Annotated in this window: 21 protein-coding genes, 2 tRNA genes and 1 other RNA gene; 7 read left to right on the plus strand and 17 right to left on the minus strand. The window is 70.6% G+C overall.

The genetic code is table 11. The annotated features are described in order from the left end of the window. Positions 1-8: 8 nt before the first annotated feature. Both thiL and thiE read right to left on the minus strand, forming a co-directional pair. Positions 9-1,040, minus strand: coding sequence for a thiamine-phosphate kinase (gene thiL, locus HYZ11_04410; GenBank protein ID MBI3126829.1), 1,032 nt, complete (start codon positions 1,038-1,040; stop codon positions 9-11). Continuing rightward, complete coding sequence (thiE, locus tag HYZ11_04415; GenBank protein MBI3126830.1) at positions 1,037-1,681, minus strand: thiamine phosphate synthase; 645 nt, start codon at positions 1,679-1,681, stop codon at positions 1,037-1,039. The genes thiL and thiE overlap by 4 nt, the downstream gene beginning before the upstream one ends. A gap of 117 nt (positions 1,682-1,798) precedes the next feature. On the opposite strand from thiE, the gene HYZ11_04420 reads away from it, so the two are divergent. Then, positions 1,799-3,688: an SRPBCC family protein gene (locus tag HYZ11_04420; GenBank protein ID MBI3126831.1), complete on the plus strand. Its 1,890-nt coding sequence runs from the start codon at positions 1,799-1,801 to the stop codon at positions 3,686-3,688. Between the two features lie 128 nt (positions 3,689-3,816). After that, positions 3,817-4,566, plus strand: a complete 750-nt coding sequence (locus tag HYZ11_04425; protein MBI3126832.1) for a DUF1499 domain-containing protein — start codon at positions 3,817-3,819, stop codon at positions 4,564-4,566. A gap of 484 nt (positions 4,567-5,050) precedes the next feature. On the opposite strand, the gene HYZ11_04430 is transcribed toward HYZ11_04425, so the two are convergent. Continuing rightward, complete coding sequence (locus tag HYZ11_04430; GenBank protein ID MBI3126833.1) at positions 5,051-5,401, minus strand: PilZ domain-containing protein; 351 nt, start codon at positions 5,399-5,401, stop codon at positions 5,051-5,053. A gap of 202 nt (positions 5,402-5,603) precedes the next feature. Then, a complete protein-coding gene (locus HYZ11_04435) occupies positions 5,604-6,068 on the minus strand; it encodes a hypothetical protein (protein ID MBI3126834.1) in 465 nt (154 codons plus the stop codon). A gap of 399 nt (positions 6,069-6,467) precedes the next feature. Between HYZ11_04435 and serS the strand changes: the two genes are divergently transcribed. Next, positions 6,468-7,754, plus strand: a complete 1,287-nt coding sequence (serS, locus tag HYZ11_04440; protein ID MBI3126835.1) for a serine--tRNA ligase — start codon at positions 6,468-6,470, stop codon at positions 7,752-7,754. A gap of 62 nt (positions 7,755-7,816) precedes the next feature. Here serS and HYZ11_04445 read toward each other — a convergent pair. From HYZ11_04445 to HYZ11_04455, 3 genes are all read right to left on the minus strand, one after another. Next, positions 7,817-7,908, minus strand: a tRNA-Ser gene (locus HYZ11_04445). A 136-nt stretch (positions 7,909-8,044) separates the two neighbouring features. Continuing rightward, positions 8,045-8,130: transfer RNA gene (locus HYZ11_04450), tRNA-Ser, on the minus strand. Between the two features lie 109 nt (positions 8,131-8,239). Beyond that, the gene (locus HYZ11_04455; protein MBI3126836.1) at positions 8,240-9,439 is read right to left on the minus strand and encodes an aminopeptidase P family protein; all 1,200 of its coding nucleotides are present in this window, start codon (positions 9,437-9,439) and stop codon (positions 8,240-8,242) included. A gap of 275 nt (positions 9,440-9,714) precedes the next feature. Between HYZ11_04455 and HYZ11_04460 the strand changes: the two genes are divergently transcribed. Both HYZ11_04460 and HYZ11_04465 read left to right on the plus strand, forming a co-directional pair. After that, the gene (locus HYZ11_04460) at positions 9,715-10,542 is read left to right on the plus strand and encodes a peptidylprolyl isomerase (GenBank protein ID MBI3126837.1); all 828 of its coding nucleotides are present in this window, start codon (positions 9,715-9,717) and stop codon (positions 10,540-10,542) included. 57 nt (positions 10,543-10,599) lie between these two features. Next, a complete protein-coding gene (locus HYZ11_04465) occupies positions 10,600-10,968 on the plus strand; it encodes a response regulator (protein MBI3126838.1) in 369 nt (122 codons plus the stop codon). A gap of 55 nt (positions 10,969-11,023) precedes the next feature. Here the strand turns inward: HYZ11_04465 and HYZ11_04470 are convergent, their stop codons facing one another. From HYZ11_04470 to ffs, 7 genes are all read right to left on the minus strand, one after another. After that, complete coding sequence (locus HYZ11_04470; protein ID MBI3126839.1) at positions 11,024-11,731, minus strand: tetratricopeptide repeat protein; 708 nt, start codon at positions 11,729-11,731, stop codon at positions 11,024-11,026. A gap of 54 nt (positions 11,732-11,785) precedes the next feature. After that, positions 11,786-12,064: a hypothetical protein gene (locus HYZ11_04475; GenBank protein MBI3126840.1), complete on the minus strand. Its 279-nt coding sequence runs from the start codon at positions 12,062-12,064 to the stop codon at positions 11,786-11,788. Positions 12,065-12,280: 216 nt separating this feature from the next. Further along, entirely contained in the window at positions 12,281-12,883 is a 603-nt protein-coding gene (recR, locus tag HYZ11_04480) for a recombination protein RecR (protein ID MBI3126841.1), read from the minus strand. Positions 12,884-12,923: 40 nt separating this feature from the next. Continuing rightward, positions 12,924-13,193, minus strand: a complete 270-nt coding sequence (locus tag HYZ11_04485) for a hypothetical protein (GenBank protein MBI3126842.1) — start codon at positions 13,191-13,193, stop codon at positions 12,924-12,926. Positions 13,194-13,208: 15 nt separating this feature from the next. Further along, on the minus strand, positions 13,209-13,526 hold the full coding sequence (locus tag HYZ11_04490; protein MBI3126843.1) for a YbaB/EbfC family nucleoid-associated protein: 318 nt from the start codon (positions 13,524-13,526) through the stop codon (positions 13,209-13,211). After that, the gene (gene dnaX / locus HYZ11_04495; GenBank protein ID MBI3126844.1) at positions 13,526-15,268 is read right to left on the minus strand and encodes a DNA polymerase III subunit gamma/tau; all 1,743 of its coding nucleotides are present in this window, start codon (positions 15,266-15,268) and stop codon (positions 13,526-13,528) included. The genes HYZ11_04490 and dnaX overlap by 1 nt, the downstream gene beginning before the upstream one ends. Positions 15,269-15,370: 102 nt before the next feature. Then, positions 15,371-15,470, minus strand: an RNA gene (gene ffs, locus HYZ11_04500) — signal recognition particle sRNA small type. A gap of 171 nt (positions 15,471-15,641) precedes the next feature. On the opposite strand from ffs, the gene HYZ11_04505 reads away from it, so the two are divergent. Further along, positions 15,642-16,493, plus strand: a complete 852-nt coding sequence (locus HYZ11_04505; GenBank protein ID MBI3126845.1) for an alpha/beta hydrolase — start codon at positions 15,642-15,644, stop codon at positions 16,491-16,493. A 1-nt stretch (position 16,494) separates the two neighbouring features. Here HYZ11_04505 and HYZ11_04510 read toward each other — a convergent pair whose 3' ends face one another. Together HYZ11_04510 and HYZ11_04515 are read right to left on the minus strand one after the other, a co-directional pair. Further along, positions 16,495-17,478, minus strand: coding sequence for an alpha-ketoacid dehydrogenase subunit beta (locus tag HYZ11_04510; GenBank protein MBI3126846.1), 984 nt, complete (start codon positions 17,476-17,478; stop codon positions 16,495-16,497). Positions 17,479-17,496: 18 nt separating this feature from the next. Further along, positions 17,497-18,471: a thiamine pyrophosphate-dependent dehydrogenase E1 component subunit alpha gene (locus tag HYZ11_04515; protein MBI3126847.1), complete on the minus strand. Its 975-nt coding sequence runs from the start codon at positions 18,469-18,471 to the stop codon at positions 17,497-17,499. A 206-nt stretch (positions 18,472-18,677) separates the two neighbouring features. Between HYZ11_04515 and HYZ11_04520 the strand changes: the two genes are divergently transcribed. Next, positions 18,678-19,571: a carboxymuconolactone decarboxylase family protein gene (locus tag HYZ11_04520; GenBank protein ID MBI3126848.1), complete on the plus strand. Its 894-nt coding sequence runs from the start codon at positions 18,678-18,680 to the stop codon at positions 19,569-19,571. Between the two features lie 66 nt (positions 19,572-19,637). Here the strand turns inward: HYZ11_04520 and HYZ11_04525 are convergent, their stop codons facing one another. Further along, complete coding sequence (locus tag HYZ11_04525) at positions 19,638-21,350, minus strand: CocE/NonD family hydrolase (protein ID MBI3126849.1); 1,713 nt, start codon at positions 21,348-21,350, stop codon at positions 19,638-19,640. Positions 21,351-21,462 lie beyond the last annotated feature (112 nt).

Raw genomic sequence — 21,462 nt, forward strand, 5'->3', positions numbered from 1 at the left:
TATTTGAATTATTTATCTTTTAAGTGGTCCCACCCCCCCGCCCGAAGAGGAAGGAGGTCCTCCCCCCGCTTGAGCCGCAGGCCCTGCCCGGCGGGGACAATCTCACCGATCGGCGTGAGGGGGAGGGCTCCCGCCTCCCGGACCGCCTTTTGGAGGGCGGGCACGGCCTCGACGGGGGCGGTCAGGAGGAGCTGGTAGTCCTCCCCCCCGTAGAGCGCCCATTCCTCGGGGCGCAGTCGCGCGGCGGCGGCCAGCTCCAGGGCGGCGGGGGAGATGGGGAGCTCCTGCTCCCAGACGACCGCCCCCACCCCGCTGGCCTCGCAGAGGTGCCCCAGGTCCCCCGCCAGGCCGTCGCTCAGGTCCATCATGGCGGTGGCCTTCTTGAGGGCGGCGACGGCCTTCCCCTCTTCCACCCGGGCGGTGGGGCGGAGCTGGGCGTAGATGAGGGCCGTGCGGGCCTCGTCGCGCACCTTCGCCTCGGGGTGGCCCAGCAGGTGAAGGCCCGCCGCCGCGTCGCCGAGAAAACCCGTCACCAGGATCTGATCCCCGAGGCGGGCGCCGGAGCGGAGGAGGAGCCGGTCGCGCTCCACCGTCCCAACCATGAAGATGTCGATGAAGAAGGGCCCCTCGGTCCGGCTGACGTTGCCGCCGAGGACGGCGACTCCCCACCGCCCCGCCCGGGCGTTGATCCCCTCGTACACCTCGTCGAGGAAGGCGACGGGCGTGTCGGCGCGCACCCCGAGCGAGATGAGGGCGTAGCGGGGCGTCCCTCCCATCGCGGCCACGTCGCTCGCGTTCACCGCGAGGGCCTTCTGCCCCACCGAGATGCCCGACGCCCCCTCCGGGAAGTGCACCCCCTGGACCTGCACGTCGCAGGTCATCACCCAGCACCGGCCCTCCCCCGCCTCCACCACGGCGGCGTCGTCGCCGTTGCCCACGACGATGTCCGGCCCCGCCGAGGCGGCGAGCTTGCGGCGCAGCCGGCCGATCAGGGCGAACTCCCCCATCCCGCCCGCCGCGCCCTCCGGAGGCCCCGTCACCCGCGCGCCTCCTCGATGCGCCGGCGGATCTCGCGGGCCGCGCGGCCGGGATCGGGCGCGCCCATCACCGCCCCGATCACCGCCACCCCCCGCGCCCCCGCCGCGATGACGGGGGCGAGGTTCTCCGCCGTGACGCCCCCGATGCCGGCCGCCGGCACCCCGCCCGCCCGGGCGAGCACCTCCCGCAGCCCCTCGGGCCCGATGGGGGCCCGGGCGCCGGGCTTGCTGCCCGTGGGGTATACGGGGCCTACGCCGATATAGTCCGCCCCCTCCGCCGCGGCGCGCTCCGCCCACTCGGGGCGCCCGGCCGAGACGCCGAAGCCCAGCCTGCCTCCCGCAACGGCCTTCGCCCGCGGGAGCGGGAGATCCTCCTGCCCCAGGTGGACCCCCGCCGCCCCGCACGCCAGCGCCACGTCGAGCCGGTCGTTGATCGTCAGGGCGCAGCCCGTGCCCTCCAGCGCGGCGCGCAGCGCGTCCGCCAGGCGGAGGAACTCCGCCCCTCCGGCGTCCTTCTCCCGGAGCTGGATGAGGGTGGCGCCCCCTTCCGCCGCGGCGCGCGCGGCGTCCGCGAGGGGCATGCCCGAGGCCCGGGCGAGGATGGCCCGGTCGGTGATGACGATGAGGGTGGGATCGAGCGGCACGGCGCGCCTCCGGGCGCGGGGGAAGGGGCCTTTCCGGGGCCCCGCCGGGCTCCCTTGAGAGGGACGGCCCGGGACACTACACTGCCTCCGCCGCATCGCCGCACCAGGAGGGCCGATATGGCCGCGCCCGATCCGAGCGTCCTCCCGCCGGCCCCTCCATTGTTAGGGGAAGAGGCGCCCGCCGCGCAAGCCGGGCCCGTGGAGACGTGGGCCTGGGAGTGGCGCCTTGCCGTCCCGCCCGGGCGCCTCTGGCCCTTCGCCTCCGACACCGACCGCCTGAACCGCCTGGCGGGCCTGCCCCCCGTCCGCTACCGCTTCGAGCCCCGGCCCGGGGGAGGCTCCCGCACCCTGGCGGAGATGCGCCTCCTCTTCGGGCTCGTCCGGCTTCGCTACGAGGAGACTCCCTTCGAGTGGGTCCTGAACCGCCGCTACGCCGTGCGCCGCACCTTCGCGCGGGGGCCCCTGCGGGAGTATGTCGCGGCCAGCGAGCTTCATCCGGAGGGGGAGGGCACCCGCCTCGTCCAGACCGTGGCCTTCCGGCTTCGCTGGCCGCTTCTCCGTCCCCTGCTTCCCCTGGTTGAAGCGCATGTGCGGAGGCGGTTCGGCCGCGCCCTGGCGCGGGCCGCCGGGGAAGCCGCCGGCCCGCCCCCCGTAGGCCGCCGGGAAGACTCCGCCACCGAAGAAAGAGTCCTCCGGCTGCTGGCGGCCGCCCGTCCCCCCGTCGAGGGGGAGCCCGCGCGCCTGCTGGCCCGCCACGTCGCCTCCGCGCCCGACGGCGAGGTGCGCCTCATCCGCCCCTTCGCCCTGGCGCGGCGCCACGGCCGCCCCCGCGCCGAGATGCTCGAGGCCTGCCTGGCGGGGGTCGAGACGGGGGCGCTCAACCTGACCTGGGCCGTCCTGTGCCCCCACTGCCGGGGCGCCCAGCAGCGCGCGGGCTCCCTCGCCGAGCTCGAGCGGGAGAGCTACTGCCCCGCCTGCAACGTCCGCTTCGAGGCGCAGTTCGATCTCTCGGTCGAGGCGACCTTCTCCTCCGTCCCCTCCCTCCGCGCGGTGAAGGAGGAGACGTACTGCACGGGGTCACCCCAGAACACTCCCCACATCCTCCAGCAGATCCTCCTCCCCCCGGGGCGGGAGCGCGCGGAGGAGCTGGAGCTTCCGCCCGGCACCTACCGGCTCCGTTCCCCCCAGAGCGCCGGCTACGCCTCGCTGCGCCTCCACCCCGAGGGCCCGCCGGGCGGGAGGCCGCTGGAGGTCGAGGTCTTCCCCGGCGGCATCCGCCCCCCTCAGATCGACCTCGCCGCGGGCAGGCTCCTCTTCCGCTGCCGCAACCGGGGCGAGGCCGATGCCCTGCTCGTGCTCGAGCGCACCGCCTGGGCCGACGACGCGGCCACGGGAATCGATGTGGCCTTCTTCGAGCGCTACCGCCGGCTCTTCGGCGCGGACGCCTTCCGCCCGGGCGAGGGCCTGGCGGCCCACAACGTGACGCTTCTCTTCACGGACCTCAAGGGCTCGACCGCGATGTACGAGGCCATCGGGGACGCCCCGGCCTACGGGCGCGTGCGCGACCACTTCGGGATCCTGGAGGAGGCCATCCGGACGAACGGGGGCGGGCTGGTCAAGACCATCGGAGACGCGGTCATGGCCTCTTTCAAGACGCCGGGAGATGCCGTGCGCGCGGCGCTCGCGATGCACGCCGGGATCGGCCGCTGGAACGCGGAGCACGGCCGGGAGCCGCTCGTCCTCAAGATGGGGGCTCACGCGGGCCACGCCCTGGTCGTCACCTCGAACGGCCGGCTCGACTTCTTCGGCCGGATGGTGAACATCGCGGCCCGGGCGCAGGAGGCGAGCCAGGGCGGGGACATCGTCCTCACCCCGCCCGTGTACGAGGACCCGGAGGCCGCCCGGCTGCTCGCCGAGACCCCCCACCGGGCGGAAGCCCTTTCCCTGCCGCTCCGGGGAATCGAGGGCAGCTTCCTCCTGCGGCGCGTCCGGCCGCTGGGCGGATGAGGAGGTTTCTCCCTCCCCCTAGGTTTTTCACCGGATACGTCCGGCCCCCGCGCTTGTTCTATAGTTGATGAATTGCTTCGTCGAATGACGGGCGAACCATACCTTTCCCTCCAGAAAAGGAACCGGCCATGGGCTTCCAGCAGCGTCTTTCGCTTCTTTCCTACCTGGGGCTGATCCTCACCCTGGCGGCGGGGCTGATGCTTCTGGTCTCGGGGCCGGGGCACCGCCTGGGCCTATGGCACTGGCGGACGGGCTTCTGGCTGATGACCTGGGTGGGGACGGCCGGCATGTGGGGCGCCCTGATCTCGGTGGCGGGAGGCCTCTTCGCCATCATAGGTGCGCGGAAGAAGCGGACCGCCGCAGCCCTCGCGGGGGCGGTCATCGGCTTCTTCCTGATGGGATGGCCGACCCTCCGGCAGCAGCGGCTCGCCGCCAACCCGCGCATCCACGAGGTCTCGACCGACACGGAGAAGCCGCCCCAGTTCCAGGCCGCGCTGGACCTGCGCAAGAAGGCGGGTGCCGACAATCCGCCCGAGTACAACGCCAAGTTCGCCCCCCTGCAGAAGAAGGCCTTCCCGGACATCCAGCCGGCCTACCTCCAGGGCACCCCCAAGGAGGCCTTCGAGCGGGCCCTCGCCGCCGCCCGGGGCATGGGGTGGGAGATCGTGGCCTCCGACCCCGAGTCGGGCCGCATCGAGGCCGTCGCCACCACCTTCTGGTACGGCTTCAAGGACGACGTGATCATCCGCGTCCAGCGGGAGGGGGAACGCAACCGGGTGGACGTGCGCTCCAAATCCCGGGTGGGGGGCAGCGACTTCGGCACCAACGCCAAGCGCGTGCGCGCCTACCTCAAGGCGCTGGGGGGGAAGAAATCTTGATTGAGGCCGTGAACAACGATGCCTCCGCCAAAATCCGGCCAAATGGGCAGAGGACGAATACAATACCGCCCACGTCTAATGTGCACATGTAGGGGCAGGGCTCGTCCCTGCCCTGGGTGAGAAGCGGATCTTTTCCAACTGACCGTCATTCGACCGCGGCGACCGCCAGCCCTATCTATCTCAGCCGTGAGACGGCGTGCGGGTCATTGCCAAAGGCCTACACGCCCCCCCGAAAAAAGCACCGCCGACGCTCCCCGCACGGAGCATCGGCGGACTTACCGAAAACGCCCCGCCCCCGAAAGGGAGGTGCGAAATCGGACACCCGGAATCTACCCCACCAATCGCGCGAGGGTTTTATCCGGTTCCGCCAATGTTAAATTATTTTCCGGCGGGGGAACGGGACTCGGGGAGAGGCTGGCAGCCCCTTGATTTTACCGAACTTGCGCGGCCGGCGGGCCCCGGCCGCCGCCTTCCCCGCCCCCGTCTAGTAGTCGGGCCGCATGGCCAGGCCGAGCCGCTCGGCGAGGCCCTGGAGGAGGCTGGCGAGGCGGGCGCGGTCGCTCCCGATGGATTTGACCGAGATGCCCATGTTCCACTTCCCGGCGCTCCCGCGCGCCCAGACGACCTCGGCCACGCAGTTGCGGAACACCTCGTCCCCGGCCTGGATGGAACAGACGAAGGTTTCGCCCATCTCGGGCCTCCGGGCGCTCGTCACGCAGAACCCTCCGGCGCTCACGTCGTCGGGGATGAACGGAAGCTCGGACACCGAGGGCGCGTCGATCACCACCGGGATCCGGTGCCTCCCGTGCTCCCGCCTCTCCTCTCCGGCGCTCATGGCGAACCTCCTCTCCGGACGGGGGCATCATACCCCGCCGGCTGGATATCGTCCTCCGGGCGCTCCCGCCGCCGCCCCGGCTTCCCGCGGCTCGAGGGAAAGATGGGCGTCATGAGCTCCCTCGCCCGTTAGCTCTCTCGCATGGCGGAAAAAAAAACACAAAACCGCGCCCGGCGGGGGCGGGCGGAGCCATCCGGGAGGCTCAGCGGGCCTTGCGGTCCTGCCCCCGGCGGATGGGGATGACGGGGGCCGGGCGGGCGGGGGGACGGGCGGGACGGCCGCGGCGCTGGAAGAGGGAAGCCGCGATCGAGAGCGCGCCGGCCGCGGCGCGCGACGCGAACCATCCGGCGGCGCGCAGGCCGTCCCCCACGGCGCGGAATGCCTCCTCCCCGCCCCGGCCGCCCAGGGAGGCCCAGCGCGAGGTTGTATCCTTGGCCGCGCCCAGGGGGCGCAACACCTGCCGGACGACCTGGAGGGCCGCCCACCGGAGGAAGACGAGGAACAGGCCCGACAGCAGGATGAAGACGATGAGCACCTGGAGGCCGCGGACGGGGTCGTCCACCATCATCACGCTCAGGCCGCCGATGCCGTAGAAGGCCAGGCCCACCAGGGCGAGCGAGACGGCGATGGCGCCTCCCGAGCGCGCCATCAAACGCAGGAGCAGCATCTCCATTTTCCTCCGCGGTGCGGGAATGCCCCTGACAGGGGAGTGAAAGCATACGCCAAAACGCCGGGCGCTCCAATCCTCATTTCGGCCGGGCGGCCTTGGAAGATGATGAATGGCGGAAAATGACGCGATTTGCGCGAAATTGGCGCGATTTGGTGCAAGTGGCCGCGCGGCCGGATGGAGTATGCTTCCTCCGGGGCGCCGGGCTTCGCCGGGGGGCGGCGCGATTCCCTTTGGTTCGAGGAAAACGCCGATTTTCGAAAATTCCGGCGATTTCCGGGGAATTACGGGGAATTCCGATGTTTTTCCCGCCGGATTGACGCCCCCGGCCGGTTTGTGGTCTTTCTCCCCCCTGGGGAAACCGAACCGCTACACCCGCTACCCGAGGGAACCCCGGCCGTGCTCGACATCCGCCGTATCCGCACCGACCCCGAGGCCCTCGCCCGCGCCCTTGCCCGGCGCGGGGGGGCGGTGGACCTCGCCCCCCTCCTCGAGGCGGACGCCCGGCGCCGCGACCTGACCCACGAGGTCGAGAGCCGGGTGGCCGAGTCGCGCAGGCGGAGCAAGGAGATCGGGGAGCTCAAGCGCAAGGGCGCCTCGGACGACGAGATGCGGGCCTTCCTGGCCGAGAATCAGCGGCTGGCGGAGGAGATCAAGGCGCGCCAGGGGCGGCTGGCGGAGGCGGAGCGGCAGGTGGAGGATATCCTCCTCGGCATCCCCAACACGCCCCATGAGAGCACGCCCGACGGCCGCTCCTCGGAGGACAACCCCGTCGTCCGCGCCTGGGGGGAGAAGCCGAGGTTCTCCTTCGCCCCCAAGGCCCACGACGAGCTGGGGGCGGCGCTCGGCATCCTCGACCTGAAGCGGGCGGCCAAGATCGCGGGCGCGCGCTTCGCCCTCTACCGGGGGGCGGGGGCCCTGCTGGAGCGGGCGCTCATCAACTTCATGCTCGATCTCCACACCCGGGAGCACGGCTACACCGAATGGCTGCCCCCCTTCATGGTGAACCGGCAGTCCATGACGGGGACGGGCCAGCTTCCCAAGTTCGAGCAGGACCTCTTCCGGGTGGACGACGGGCGCTACTTCCTCATCCCGACGGCGGAGGTGCCCGTCACGAACATCCACCGCGAGGAGGTGCTGGAGGGGGCGGAGCTCCCGCTCAAGTACACCGCCTACACCCCCTGCTTCCGGAGCGAAGCGGGCTCCTACGGGCAGGACACGCGGGGCATCATCCGCCAGCACCAGTTCAACAAGGTGGAGCTGGTCAAGTTCGCGCGGCCGGAGGAGAGCTACGCGGAGCTGGAGTCCCTCACCCGGGACGCCGAGGAAGTGCTCCGGCGCCTGGGCCTCCCCTACCGGGTGTCCGCCCTTTGCGCGGGGGACCTGGGCTTCGCCTCCGCCAAGACCTACGACCTCGAGGTGTGGCTTCCTTCGCAGGAAACCTTCCGGGAGATCTCCTCGTGCAGCAACTTCGAGGACTTCCAGGCCCGGCGCGCCCAGATCCGCTTCCGGCCGGAACCGGGGGCCAAGCCCGAACTGGTCCATACCCTGAACGGCTCGGGCCTCGCCGTGGGGCGCACGGTGGTGGCCATCCTGGAGAATTTCCAGGGGGAGGACGGCTCGGTCGCCATCCCCGGGGCGCTCCGGCCCTACATGGGGGGGTTGGAGGCCATCCGGAAGGCGTAGGCCCGCGCTTCCCCCCCTGCCCGGAGGGCATGGGGGCCGCCCGGCGCATGGGGAGTTCGGGATGGCGGAGAGGGAGGGATTCGAACCCTCGGAGCCGGTCTCCCAGCTCACTCGCTTAGCAGGCGAGTGCCTTCAGCCGCTCGGCCACCTCTCCGCGATAGGCTGTGCCGCCCCGGAAGGAACACCCCGGGGCCTTCCTGCAGCTTGGTGGATATCGCCCTTCTTCGCCAAGGCTGATCTCGCTTCGGCTTGCCTTGACGTAAGCCAGCCGAAGCTCGAAGAGGGAAGGCTGGCGGAGGGAGAGGGATTCGAACCCCCGGAGCTTTCGCTCAGCGGTTTTCAAGACCGCCGCCTTCGACCGCTCGGCCATCCCTCCGCGCTTCGAGCGAGGAAGGAGGTGGGATTCTAGCATGGCTCCCCGCCCGGGGCGAAAGGCGGGGGATCGAGGAACCGTCCGGGGACGCGCCCGGGGGCCGGGTCCCCTCCTACTCCACCACCCACAGGTCGCGGCGGTTCGGGATGAGGCGCTCGTGGCCGCGCTCCGTCACCACCAGGCTGTACTCGAGCTGGAAGCCGCCGTAGCCCATCTCGTAGTAGGGGACCTCCACGTTGATCACCATCCCGGGCTCGATGACAAGCGCGTTCCCCCGCATGAGGTCCGGCACGCGGGGCTCGATCCCGATGCCATGGCCGAGATCGGAGCGGAGGACGTCGTAGCCCTTGATGCCCCGCCCCGCGACCGTCTCCACGCCGGCCCGCCAGACGTCCTCGTAGGTCGCGCCGGGGCGGACTTTCTCCAGGGCGGCCTCCATGCCGGCGGTGATGGTGGCGTAGATCTCGCGCTGGCGCGGCGTGGGAGGCCCCAGCACGGCGACGCCGCCCGTGTCCGCATGATAGTGGTCCAGGACCATGCCCGCGTCGAAGCGGTAGGTGTCCCCCTTCCGGAGCCTGTAGGCGCCGGACTGGAAGAAGTCCCCCGCCCTGCGGCCCCCGGCCGAGTTCCAGAACTCGATCGCGCCGCCCCGGCGGGCCACCGCCTCGCTGTAGACCTGGAGAAGTTCCGCTTCGCTGACGCCCTCGCGAAGCCGGGCCATCACTTCGGCGACGGCCTCCTCGTTGGCCTGGGCGGCGCGGCGGAGGCGGGCCAGCTCCTCCTCGGTCTTGATGAGCTCGATCTCCTGCCAGATGGCCCGCGCCGGGCGGAAATCCGCCTTCGGACAGGCGGCCCTGAGCTCCGCATCCAGGCCGACGTTCAGCCCGCTCTCGTCCAGGCCGATGGTCCCCCCGCTCAGCCCTCTGGCGTCCAGCGCGCGCGCGAGGAGCTCCGGCAGGGAGCGGGCGTTTCGGGCCTTGTCCTTGAGAATGGCGAGCAGGCACTCCTCGTCCGGGTCGGGCCGCAGGTCCTCCGGCCAGGTGATCTTGGAGGTGCCATAGGTCCAGATCTCCGGCATCCACATCTCTTGCCGCCGCTCCGCCAAGTAGGACGCCTCCCCGATGGACGCCAGGAGGGCCGCCCGGGAGGCATCGCGCGGCAGAAGGGCGAGGACCTCCTTGTCCTCGTAGATGCGGGGGGTGTGCCCGCCGTAATTGGAGGCGTAGGTGACGTGATTGGGATGGGTGGCAATCAGGGCGTCGAGTCCGTGCCTCTCCATCAGGGCGATTGCGCGGGGCTTGTTCAGAAGCATCGCGGCTCCTTCCGGGGTGGACAGGATGGCTGGGGGCGCTCCCTGGCCGGGGGGCGCGCCCTGGATGCGGTTCCCGAAATCTACCCGAACCCGCGGGGATTCCGCCAACCCCGCGGGGCTCGGCGGGCTTTCCCGGGGCTGGCAGGCGCCCCCCAAAGCCCGTACAATGCGGCCGCGCATTTCCTTCGGGAAAGGGGATGCGCGGCCGCCCGCCGCACCGGCGCCCCGTTCTTTCTCTCCCATGCCGCCGCTTCCCCGATCACGGAGGCAATCGAATGAGGCTGTTCCTGGCGCTCGTCCTCACGCTCGTGGCCGCGGCCGCGGGCGCCCAGGGGCTCAAGGTGGAGAACCCGGCCCATCCGGTGGCCGTCATCAAGACCAGCCAAGGGGACATCCACCTGGAGCTCTTCCCCCAGGAGGCCCCCCAGACGGTCGAAAACTTCGTCGGGCTGGCGGAGGGCACCAAGGAGTTCACGGACGCGAAGACGGGCCAGAAGGCGAAGCGGCCCTTCTACGACGGGCTGGTCTTTCATCGCGTGATGAAGGACTTCATGATCCAGGGCGGGGACCCCAACGGCAACGGCACGGGCGGGCCGGGCTACCGGCTCAAGGACGAGATCAACGCCGACGCGCTGGGCCTCGGGAAGATAAGCGCCGTCGACAAGGAGGGGAACCTGCACCCTCACCTCCTCGTGCGCTCCCAGGAGGACTTCAACCAGATGATCCTCATCCCCCTCCTGCGCAAGCTGAAGATCGCCAAGCAGGAGGAGTTCGAGAAGCGGAAGGACGAGATTCAGAAGGAGCTGAACCAGCTTACCATCAAGGCCACCTACGAGAACATGGGCTACCAGTACAGCCCGAAGCTCAAGTCGCGGCAGCCCTCCAAGGGCGTCATCGCCATGGCCAACGCCGGCCCGGACACCAACGGCTCGCAGTTCTTCATCAACCTGGCCGACACCCCCTGGCTCGCCGGCAAGCACACCGTCTTCGGCAAGGTGGTCCAGGGGATGGAGGTGGTGGAGAAGATCGGGGCGGTGGAGGTCGGCCCGAACAGCGCCCCGAAGCAGGAGGTGAAGATTCTCTCCGTGCGCGTCAAGAAATAGGGGCGGAAGCCGGGAGCGCGCCCTTCGTCATCCGCCCGCTCATCCAGGAGAATCTTCGTGAAGCGGCGGGTCCTGCTGGTGGATGACGAGGAAGACGCCCTGGATATCCTGTCGGATATCATCTCCAGGATGGGTTACGAGGTCCACACCGCCGCCACCGGCCGGTTGGCGCTGGAGAAAGCCGGGCAAGCCAAGCCTGATCTGATGCTCCTGGATCTGCAGATGCCGGACATGAACGGGTTCGAGGTGCTGAAGGCGATCCGGGAGGCCGGCATGGACTTCCCCGTCGTGATGCTGACGGCCCGCCGCGAGGAGCAGGCGGTGGAAGCGGCCCGCGCTCTCGGCGTCTCGACATACCTTACGAAGCCCGTCCAATTCGGCGAGATCAAGAGAGTCCTCGCCTCCGCGCTCGGGGAGGCTTCCTGAGCCCGCCGCGCATCTCCCGCCGGCCCTCCCGCGAGCGGGGGAGCGCCCCCCGTCCTTACCGGCGGGAGGCTGCCTTCCGCAGGGAGGCGAGTTGCGCCCGGGCGCTCTCGGCCGCCTGCGCGTCCCCCATCTCCGCATAGACGACTGCGAGGTTCTCGAGGGCGAGAGCGATGGCCGGAGCATCCGGCTTGGGCTGCCGTTGGAGGATCGCGAGCGAACGGCGGAAGAGCGAGACCGCCTCGGCATAATCGCGTTCGGCGAAGCGCAGGCCGGCGAGGTTGGCCAGGGCCGCGGCGGCCTCGGGACCCGCCTCTCCGGGGTGCTTCTCGAAGATCGCCACGGCCCGACGGTAGAAGGGCTCCGCCTCCCGGAGCCTCTCCCGGGACTCATGGAGCCAGCCCAGGTTGTTCAGGACCATCGCCACGTGGGGGTGATTCTCTCCGTCCGCCCGCTCGTAGATCCGGAGCGAGTCCCGGAGGAGGCGCTCCGCCTCCCCCGCCTCCTTCTGGGCGAGGCGGATCATGGCGAGGTCGTTCAAGATGGAGCCCACCAGGGGGTGGCCCGGCCCGAGCTTGCGCCGGTAGTCCTCCAGCACCTCCTCCCCCAGCGCGAATGCCTTGACGAGCTCGCGGCTCTGGTAGAGCCGTACCACCACCGTGTGGGCGGGGGAGGGAGAAAAGTGCGCCCCGGGGCCGTCGGCCTGCGCCGAAGGCGCCGTCAGGGCGGCCATGAGAACCGCAGCCCCCAGCCGCCGCAGGATCATCGGGCGTCTCCGGAAGCCGGGGCCCCGGAACATCCGGGGCCCCGGAAGAAGATTTTACTTCACACTCTTGGCGAGGAGGGACACCGCGTCGGTGGCCTTCTTCATGGAGTCGGTATGGCCGGCCGGCTTCTTCTCCGCGACCGCCTTCTTGTGGGCGGCCTCGGCCTCGTCGAGGAGCTTCACGGCCTCGGCCTTGTCCTTCCCCTGCGCCTTGGCGGCCAGGGTGCGGCCGGCGCCGATCAGCTTGGGGCACGCGAACGCCAGGGCGTTCGGCGCCGTGAAGCCGACGACGAGGGCCGCCAGTGCGGCGATTCGAAGCATGCGCTGAACCATCGGATTGCCTCCTGTGTCTCTGGGCCCCAGGGAGGCGGACTCCCCGGCGGTCCGTGGCTATGCAGACGCCGCATCCCCGTGACGCGGCCGTTCTTTCGGCTCGCGTAGATAACACGAGAGGGCGGGCAAAGGTTCTCTGCGGGGGGAAAACCGTTCCCGGGAGGGGCGGCTTCCGGGGTGCGGGCCGGGCAAGAGGACTTTTGGAGCAAATCCTCTTCACATCTCCCGCCGGCCCTCCAGGGAGCGGGAAAGCGTCATCTCGTCCGCGTACTCCAAGTGGCTCCCCATCGGCAGGCCGTGGGCGAGCTGGGTCACCCGCACCCCCATCGGCTTCAGGAGGCTCGCGAGATAGAGGGAGGTCCCCTCCCCCGCCATGTTCGGGTTGAGGGCCAGGATGACCTCCTTCACCTGCTGGGCCTTCACCCGCTCGACGAGCTGGGCCACCGTCAGGTCCTCCGCCTCAACGCCCTCGAGCGGCGAGATCACCCCCATCAGGACATGAAAGCGCCCCCGGAAGCCTCCCGCGCGCTCGACCGCGAACACGTCGGCCGGCTCCTCGACCACGCAGAGGACGGAGGGGTCGCGGTCCCCGCACACCCGGCAGCCGGTCCCGCCCGCCTCCCCCTCGACCAGCATGGAGCAGGTGGGGCACAGCCGGACCCGCTCGCCGAGCGCGCCCAGGGCGGAGGCGATCCGGCGCGCGGCCTCGGGGTCCTTGGTGAGGAGGTGAAAGACAATCCGCTGGGCGCTCTTGGGGCCGACGCCCGGCAGGCGGCGGAAGGCCTCGATGCAGGCCTCGATGGCGGGGAACCGGCTCAGCGGCAAGGTCGTCCTCCGCGGGCGCGGGCCCGCCCTCCCTTCACCGCCACAACGAGAAGGCCAGCGCCAGGAACAGCAGGCCGGCCGCCGCCGCGGCCGCGACGGCCAGGCCGCCCCGCCCCAGGTCCGGCCGGTGCCCGCAGCGCGGGCAGCGGTGATGCAGGAAGACTTCGCGGGGACCGCGGAAGCCGCAGCGGCCGCACAGGGCCGTCTCGAGCCGGGCCCCGCACGTCGGGCAAACGGGCTCCCCCGCCAGCACGGGCTTGCCGCAGCGCCCGCACTGGAGACCCGAGGAGGCGTGGCGGGCCATGCGAAGCCGCGCCGGCTACATCATCCCGGGGATGGAGAGACCCCCGGTGATCTTCTTCATCTCCTCGGCCATCATTTCCCGGCCCTTCTTCACCGCCTCGTTGCAGGCGGCGCGGACGAGGTCCTCCAGCATCTCGACGTCCTCCGGGTCCACCACCTGCTTCTCGATCTTGATGGAGAGGATCTCGCCCTGGCCGTTCGCCGCCACGGTGACCATGCCTCCGCCCGAGGACGCCTCGACCCGCCGGGCCGCCATTTCCTCCTGGACCTTCTGCATCCGGTCCTGCATCTGCCGGGCCTGCTTCATCAGGTTTCCGATACCGCCTTTGAACATCAGTCCTCTCCCTGGAAGTCCTCCGCCGCCCGGGGAACCCCCGCGCGGCGGCCCCGGTATGGCCGGTCGTCCACGATCTGGCCGTTGAAAAGGTCCACCACCTCCTGGATCGCCGCCTGCTCCTCCTTCCGCCGCGCGTCGTCCCGGGCCGGCTCCGCCGCCGGGGCGACGGGGGAGGGCGCCTCGACCGCTATCCGCACGGGCCAGGGGGCGTGCCGCGCGAAATGCGCCTCGATGAGGGGCAGCGTGTCCCGGACCAGGTCGATGGTCTGGGCGTGGCCGTTGGCGGGCGCGACCCGGAGGCGCAGCCGCCCCGGACCCTCGAACTCCAGCTGCGCGCCCTTGAACAGCACCTGGCGGGCGGGTTTGAGCGAGTCGACCGCTTCTCCCCATATCCGCCTCGCCTCGGCCGGGTCCCATTCCGGGGAAGCCACGGCGGCGGCCCGCTCGCGCGGAGCGCGCGCGGGGGCGTCCGCCCCCCCCGGCGCGGGATGGGGCTCCGGCCCCGCGGCGGGGGCCGGGGGCCGGGATTCCTCCGCCCGGAAGGCGGGGGGCGGCGGGGGCGGCGGGGGGGCCTGGGGACGGGCGGCGCCGCCGGGGACTAGGGACTCCAGACGCTCCATCAGGCGCCCCAGGTCGGCCAGCGGCTCGATTTGGCACATCCGCAGGAGGGCGAGCTCGAGGGTCATGCGGGGATGGTCCGAGCCCCGGAGCTCCGCCTCCGCCCGCTGGAGGATGGCGTAGGCCTGGTGCGTCTCGGCGAAGGAGAGCCTCCCGGCGATCTCCCGCCGGGCCTCCATCTCCTCGGGGCCGGCGTCGAAGAGCTCCTCCCCCTCCCCCGCCGCCTGGAGCACCATGCAGTCGCGCAGGAACTCGAGCAAGTTCGCGCAGAAGAACCTCAGGTCGTGCCCCGCCTCGAAGATGCCGGCCAGCCCGGCGAGCGCGGCCCGGGCGTCGCGGGCGGCAACGGCGGAGGCGATGCTCTGGTAGACCTCGGACGAGGGGACCCCCAGCACCTCCTCCGCCGCCTGGGCCGTGAGCGTTCCCTCGCCGGAGTAGGCGAGCGCCTGGTCCAGGATGGACTGGGCGTCCCGCATGCTGCCCTCCCCCATCCGGGCGATTAGGCGCAGGGCCCCCTCCTCGGCCTTGATCTTCTGCTCCTTCACGATGCGGGCGAGCTGGGCCGCCACCTGGCCCAGGGAGATGCGGCGGAACTCGAAGACCTGGCACCGGCTGAGGATGGTGTCCGGCACCTTTTGGAGCTCCGTCGTCGCGAAGATGAAGGCCACGTGGGGAGGCGGCTCCTCGACCGTCTTTAATAGGGCATTGAACGCCGGCCCTGTGATCTGGTGCACCTCGTCGATGATGATGACCTTGTAGCGGCCGCGCAGGGGCCGGAACTGGAGCTTCTCCTGGAGCTCGCGCACGTTGTCGATGCCCCTGTAGGTGGCCCCGTCGATCTCCAGGATGTCCGGGTGGGCGCCGCGGGCGATCTCCTGGCAGGAGCCGCAGGCGTTGCAGGGCTCCGGCACGGGCTTGTCCGAGGACTCGCAGTTGAGGGCCTTGGCGAGGATGCGGGCGGTGGTGGTCTTGCCCACCCCCCGGGTGCCGCTGAAGAGATAGGCGGCCGCCACCCGGCCCGCCGCCAGCCCGTTCGAGAGGGTGCGGCGGACGTGGTCCTGCCCGATCAGCTCCTCGAACCGCTGGGGCCGCCATTTGCGGGCGCTGCCGATGAAGGCCATGGAGGGAAGCCCTCGGGGAGGGGGACACGGGCCCCGCCAGAGGGCCCGCCCCCGGCCGAGCCTGCCGCCCGGGGGGCGGAGCAAAGGCGCGCGGCGCGGTCGACCGGCCAGGCGACCTCGTGGCACCCGGGAGTATCTGCTTACCGCTGCTTCCTTCCGGATCTGACGGAGTTCACAGGCTCCCGCCGCACGAGACCCGGCCGGCCGGCCGCGCCGCGCGCCCATCCACATACTACCCCGCCCCCATTCCTTTGGAAAGGGGCGGATTCCCGCGTGATTTCTCTTGAAAATCGGCCCAAAACCCCTCTTCGCGGCGCGTTTCGGGAGCGGTATGATGAGGTGGAATCTCCCGAAAACCTCCCCAGGAGCCGCCATGCCCGCCCTCCGCCCGCTTCTGTCCGGATTCGGCGCCGTCGGCCTCGTCCTCGCCTTTTCTTCTCCGGCCCGGGGCGCCGATCAGGCCTGGAACATCCCGTTCTCGCAGGAGTTCGAAGGAGCCGGGATCGAGTGGACGCTGTCGCCCATCCCGACCCGGGGGGCCGCCCTCAACCTCCTCGTGGGCCGCCCCCGGGGGGAGGCGCGGGGGGCCGTCCTCTTGTTCCCGGGAGGGCACGGCGCCGGGATGTTCCGCGAGCGATGGGACGGTTTCTGGCTGGGGGGCAACTTCCTGGTGCGGAACGCTCCCCGCTTCGCAAAAGAGGGCTTCCTGGCCGCGGTCGTGGACGCCCCCTCGGACCACGCCTCGGGCATGAGCGACGCCTTCCGGACCAGCCCGGAACACCTGGCGGACGCCGAGGCCGCCGCGAACCATCTGGCAAAAGCGGGGGTCAAGGACATCTTCCTCGTCGGCACGAGCCGGGGGACGCTTTCCGTGGCCTACCTCGCCACCCGCATCAAGCACCCGGCCGTGAAGGGTTTTGTCCTCAGCTCGAGCATGAACTCCATCTCGAACTTCCCGCTGGAGGAGATCGCCCTGCCCACCCTGGTCGTCCACCACGCGCAGGACGAATGCAGGGCGACCGCCTATTCGGCGGCCCAGGCGGCCTATGGCCGCCTCAAGGCCCCCCGCAAGCACTTCGTCACCGTCTCGGGCGGGGACACCCCCGTCTCCGGGCCCTGCGAGGCCCGGAGCGCGCACGGCTATCTGGGGAAAGAGCGCGAGGTGATCGGCGCCATCGTCCGGTGGCTCAAGGGAGAGGCGGCACCCGCGCGGATCGATCCGTGACTCAGCGCGCGGCCCCGACCAAGCGCCGGACGCCCTCGACGACATCCTCTTTCTGCGGGATGTGGAGCTTTTCCAGCCTGGGCGAGTAGGGGACCGGCGTCTCCTTGCCGCAGACGCGCGCGATGGGCGCGTCGAGGTAGTCGAAGGCCTCCTCGCCCGCGATGGCCGCCATCTCGGCCCCCCATCCGCAGCGCCGGACGGCCTCGTGCGCGATGAGGAGCCTGCCCGTCTTCCGGATCGAGGCGAGGATCGTCTCCTTGTCGAGCGGGAAGAGGGTGCGCGGGTCCACCACCTCGCAGCCGATTCCCTCCTTCGCCAGCTCTTCCGCCGCCTGGAGGCACTTCGTCACCATGGAGGACGTGGCCACGATGGTGGCGTCCCGCCCCTCCCGCTTCACCTCGGCCACGCCGAGCGGGATGGTGTATTCCCCCTCCGGCACCGGGCCCTTCACCGTGTAGAGCCCCCGGTGCTCGATGAAGATGACCGGGTCGTTGTCCCGGATCGCGCTCTTGAGCAGGCCCTTCGCGTCCTTGGGGGTCGAGGGCATCACCACCTTGAGGCCCGGGACGTGGACGAACCAGGCCTCCAGGCTCTGGGAGTGCTGGGCGGCGGCGCTGCTGCCCCCTCCCCCGTGCATCCGGATGACGAGGCTCGTCCGCGCCTTTCCCCCGAACATGTAGCGCACCTTGGCCACCTGGTTCACGATCTGGTTCATGGCCACGGTGGCGAAGTCGATGAAGTGCAGCTCGGCCACCGGCCGCAGGCCCACCAGCGCCGCCCCCAGGGCCGCGCCCACGATGGCCTCCTCGGCGATGGGGGTGTTGCGGATCCGCTCGGGGCCGTGCTTCTCGAGCAGGCCGAGGGTGGCCTTGAAGGAGCCGCCGAACTGGGCGATGTCCTCCCCGAGGACGAAGACGTCCCCGTCCCGCGCCATCTCCTCGTCGAGGGCCTCGACCAGGGCCTCGCGGAACATGATCTCGCGCATGGGAATCTCTCTCCCGGCTCAGAGGACTTTTTCGTAGACGTCCGCCATCAGGTCGGAGGGCTCGGGGGGCGGGCTCTTCCGGGCGAACTCGACCGCCTCGTCCAGCTCCTTCCGGACGCGTGCATCGAGCGCCTCGTCCTCCCTCCCGGCGAGCCACTTCCGTTTCTTGAGGAAGGCGGCGAAGGCGGGGATGGGATCGCGCTTCTTCCACTTGGGGAGCTCCCGGTCGTGCCCGTACACCGTCCCCGGGTCCCCCAGGTAATGCCCCCAGAAGCGGAAGGTCTTGGCCTCGATGAGGCTGGGGCCCTCCCCCGCGCGGGCGCGGCGGATGGCCTCGCCGGCCGTCTCGTGCACCGCGAGGGCGTCCATCCCGTCCACGACGATGCCGGGGATCCCGTAGGCCTTGGCCCGCTCGGCCACGTCCCGGACGCTCTGGTGGACCGCCTGGGGGGTGCTCTGGGCGTAGCCGTTGTTCTCGCAGACGAAGACGGCCGGGAGGCGCCAAGTGGCGGCCAGGTTGATGCCCTCGTGGAAGGCCCCAATGTTCGTGGCGCCGTCCCCGAAGAAGCTGACGGCGACTTCCTTCCTCTTCTTCAGCTTGAGGCCCAGGGCCGCGCCCGCCGCGATGGGGATGCCGCCCCCCACGATGCCGCTCGCCCCGAGGGCACCCAGGTCCTGGTCGGCGATGTGCAGGGAGCCGCCCTTCCCCTTGCAGCAGCCGGTCGAGCGCGCGTAGAGCTCGGCCATCATGCCCTTGAAACCGAGCCCCTTGGCGATCATGTGGCCGTGGCCCCGGTGGGTGGAGGTGATCAGGTCCCGCTCGCCCAGGTGGGCGCAGACCCCCGCCGCGACGGCCTCTTCCCCGATGTAGGGATGGATGAAGCCGGGCAGCTCGCCCGCCTGGAAGACCTCGATGGCGCGCTCCTCGAACCGGCGGATGCGGAGCATCGTCTCGTAGATCCAGAGCGCCTTCTCCCGCGTCAGTCCACCCATGCGCTGAACCTCCCCCTCTCGCGGCCGGAACGGCCGCCCTCCCCGTCATGGCACGATGCCGGGATTCTGCCAGAACCGGGGAAGCCCTCCAATCCGCGTCCGCCGGGGACGCGGGTGCCCAGCGGCGGGAAAATGCGGTAATTTTCCGGCGGAATAGGAAGATTGCGGTGAACCGTTTGGCGCGGCAAAGGCCGAGGGAGAAGAGGATGGACGAAGCCCGGGACCGCATCGTGGCCCATATCGATCACGACCCGGACGCGGAGGCGCGCATCCGGCGGGCCACGGAAGTACGAAAGGCGCTGGGGATCTTCGGCCGGGACGGCCAGGACCCGCCGGGATTCTGGCGGTTCGCGCCCGTGCACGCCCAGGCCATGTTCGAGTACTGCCACGGCATCGTCTGGGGCGGGCCCCTCCTGGGCCTGAAGGAGCGTGTGGTAGTCGTCCTGAGCGCGCTGGCGGCCCTCCAGGCGGAGGACGAGGTGGAGTGGCACGTCCGCGCGGCCCTCAACCTGGGCTGGACGCGCGAGGAGATCGTCGAGATGCTCACCCAGCTCTCCCCCTACATCGGGATCCCGAGGGCGAACCTGGCCTTCAAGGCGGCGCTGCGGGCCTTCGAGAAGGCGGGCTGCGCCATCGAGGCGGCGCCCGGGCCCGAGGACGCGGAGGCCGAGGCGGCGGGCGACCGGATGCTCTCCCAGGTGGACCTGCACCCCGGCATCAAGGAGCGCATCCAGAGGGCGCTCGCGGTGCGCCAGAAGATCGGGATCTACGGGACGGGCGGGCAGGCCGACGACGGCCTCTACCGCATCTCCCGCGCCCACAACCATTCCATCCTCGAATCCTGCTTCGGGATGGTCTGGAACACGCCCCTGCTCGGCATGAAGGCGCGGGAGCTCCTCGTCATCGCGGCCTCCACCGCGAACCAGTGCGACAACGAGCTGGAGTGGCACGTGCGCAGCGCCCTGAAGGCGGGGCTCACCCGTGAGGAGATCGTCGAGTCCATCGCCCAGTGCTCTCCCTACATCGGGCTCTCCAAGACCAACCAGGGGCTGCGGGCGGCGAGGCGGGCCTTCCAGGCGCTGGACGCGCGGGGCGCATAAGAGAGAGGGCCGCCCCTCCCGGGGCGGCCCTCTCTTTGTTTCGTTGTGCCCGGGCCCCTCCCCTCCCTACTTCGCGGGGATGACGGGCAGCAGGAGGTAGGAGGGCCGGTCGGGCCCGGCGTGCAAGGTGACCTTCTTTCCGAACACCTCCGCCGGGCGGTCCCTCGGGTGGTCGTGGCGGAAGGGCCCCACCCCGGAATAAACCCGCCCCCGGACCGGCATCGGCGGATGCTCGAAGCCGGGCCACACGTAGTCCCGGCCCCGCACGCCCAGCCCGATCCGGCAGCCCTGGGGCACGACGATGCTCGTCGGCCAGATCTCCACGTCCAGCTCGTACACCTGGCCCGGCTTTAGGGGCTGGACCTCGTCGTGGGCGTGGCAGGGCCGGTAGGGGAGGCTGCGCTTCTTGTCGAGCTTGCGGCGCGAGGCCCGCAGCCAGCCGTGGCCCACGGCGGTATGGGGGTCGTTCGAACCCTGGAAGGTGATCTCCCGCAAGTCCGGGGTGAACAGGCGCAGGACGAGGAAGATGTCGGCGTCCTCGGTTTCGGAGGAGACGAACAGCTTGGCCGCCGCGGGGCCGGTGATCTCCGTCTCCTTCCCGAACGGCTCGGTCAGGAAGGTGAGGCCGTCCCCCAGGGCCTCGTAAGCCGCCTTGGCGTTGCCGGAGGGCTTGGCGGCCGAGAGGCCGAAACCGTCCGGGTGGAGGTGGTACTTCGTCCACTTCGTCCGGGCGAGGGGCCACTCGCCCTCGGCCCTCTGGACGAACTTCTCGCCGGGGTGGCGCACCTGGAGCTGCACCCGGGGCTGCTTCTCCCAGCCGTTCCTCTCGCCCTTGAGGAAGTGGCCGAAGAATTTCTTCTGAAGCTCCACGCCGTAGTCCGTGTAGAAGTGGGTGAAGTGATCGAGGCCGTGCATCTCGAGCCATTTCTGCTTCGTGCCCGCGGCGAGGAAGCCCTCGGTGTTGCCCCTGGGATGGAGGCCCACCCCTCCCCAGTTGCCCGCCGAGAGGAGCGGCACGCTGATCTTCGAGTAGTCGGGGATCCGGGCCTTCCAGTAGTCGTCGAGCAGGGGATGGCCGAGGAGGTCCCTGCCGAAGTCGCACCGGTTGGCGCCGAGCTCCTCCTCGGTGAGGGTTTCGGGCCCCTCGGCCCATTCCCCGTTCATGCGGCTGCGGTCCCCCCGCGCCCCCCGGCCGTGCTGGCGCGAGAGCACGGTGTCGCGGTACCAGGTGTCGCCGAACTGGGAATAGATGCCGCCGTGGTAGGCGAAGTCGCGGTAGAGGTCGGCCGCCCCCTCCCACACGCACATCGCAGCCAGGTGGGGGGGCTGGAGCGCGGCCACCTGCCACTGGTTCATCCCGTAGTACGAGATTCCGTTCAACCCCACCTTCCCGGTGCTCCAGGGCTGCTTCCCCGCCCATTCGATGCAGTCGTAGAAGTCCTTCGTCTCACGGGGCGACCATATCTCCATGAAGCCCGGGGAGCGCCCCGCCCCGCGCGAGTCCACCCGCACGCAGGCGTAGCCGTCGGGCACCCATTTCTCCGGGTCCACCAGCTCCCAGTTCTGGTACTTGTTCGACGAGCCCGAGAGGGAGAGCGGGTGCTTCTCGTTCAGGACTTTCCACTGGGCGGGATAGCCGTCCTGGAAGTGGAGCCACTTGGCGTAGGGGCCGTAGGAAAGGATGACGGGGAATTTCCCTTTTCCGTCGGGCCGGTAGACGTCGCAGCGCAGGATGAGGCCGTCGTCCATCCGGATGGGAACGTCCCAGTCGATCCGCATCCCGTCGCGCACTTCGCTCTTGAAGGTGTCCATATGCCCTCCCCGGAGATTCAGGCCCCTGGCGTCTGTCGATTCGATGATGGCGAGTGAGCGGGGGGCTTCCGCGGGCTCC

The sequence above is a fragment of the Candidatus Tectomicrobia bacterium genome (assembly GCA_016192135.1).
Lineage (GTDB): Bacteria > UBA8248 > UBA8248 > UBA8248 > UBA8248 > 2-12-FULL-69-37.

Excerpts from the sequence above, each read along its gene's own strand:
- HYZ11_04515 (MBI3126847.1), bottom strand. The coding sequence starts at position 18,471 with ATGGGTGGACTGACGCGGGAGAAGGCGCTCTGGATCTACGAGACGATG.
- HYZ11_04510 (MBI3126846.1), bottom strand. The coding sequence starts at position 17,478 with ATGCGCGAGATCATGTTCCGCGAGGCCCTGGTCGAGGCCCTCGACGAG.
- HYZ11_04520 (MBI3126848.1), top strand. The coding sequence starts at position 18,678 with ATGGACGAAGCCCGGGACCGCATCGTGGCCCATATCGATCACGACCCG.
- HYZ11_04525 (MBI3126849.1), bottom strand. The coding sequence starts at position 21,350 with ATGCGGATCGACTGGGACGTTCCCATCCGGATGGACGACGGCCTCATC.
- HYZ11_04430 (MBI3126833.1), bottom strand. The coding sequence starts at position 5,401 with ATGAGCGCCGGAGAGGAGAGGCGGGAGCACGGGAGGCACCGGATCCCG.
- HYZ11_04420 (MBI3126831.1), top strand. The coding sequence starts at position 1,799 with ATGGCCGCGCCCGATCCGAGCGTCCTCCCGCCGGCCCCTCCATTGTTA.
- HYZ11_04485 (MBI3126842.1), bottom strand. The coding sequence starts at position 13,193 with ATGGCCCGCCACGCCTCCTCGGGTCTCCAGTGCGGGCGCTGCGGCAAG.
- HYZ11_04435 (MBI3126834.1), bottom strand. The coding sequence starts at position 6,068 with ATGCTGCTCCTGCGTTTGATGGCGCGCTCGGGAGGCGCCATCGCCGTC.
- dnaX (MBI3126844.1), bottom strand. The coding sequence starts at position 15,268 with ATGGCCTTCATCGGCAGCGCCCGCAAATGGCGGCCCCAGCGGTTCGAG.
- HYZ11_04475 (MBI3126840.1), bottom strand. The coding sequence starts at position 12,064 with ATGGTTCAGCGCATGCTTCGAATCGCCGCACTGGCGGCCCTCGTCGTC.
- HYZ11_04470 (MBI3126839.1), bottom strand. The coding sequence starts at position 11,731 with ATGATCCTGCGGCGGCTGGGGGCTGCGGTTCTCATGGCCGCCCTGACG.
- HYZ11_04490 (MBI3126843.1), bottom strand. The coding sequence starts at position 13,526 with ATGTTCAAAGGCGGTATCGGAAACCTGATGAAGCAGGCCCGGCAGATG.
- HYZ11_04460 (MBI3126837.1), top strand. The coding sequence starts at position 9,715 with ATGAGGCTGTTCCTGGCGCTCGTCCTCACGCTCGTGGCCGCGGCCGCG.
- HYZ11_04455 (MBI3126836.1), bottom strand. The coding sequence starts at position 9,439 with ATGCTTCTGAACAAGCCCCGCGCAATCGCCCTGATGGAGAGGCACGGA.
- HYZ11_04425 (MBI3126832.1), top strand. The coding sequence starts at position 3,817 with ATGGGCTTCCAGCAGCGTCTTTCGCTTCTTTCCTACCTGGGGCTGATC.
- HYZ11_04505 (MBI3126845.1), top strand. The coding sequence starts at position 15,642 with ATGCCCGCCCTCCGCCCGCTTCTGTCCGGATTCGGCGCCGTCGGCCTC.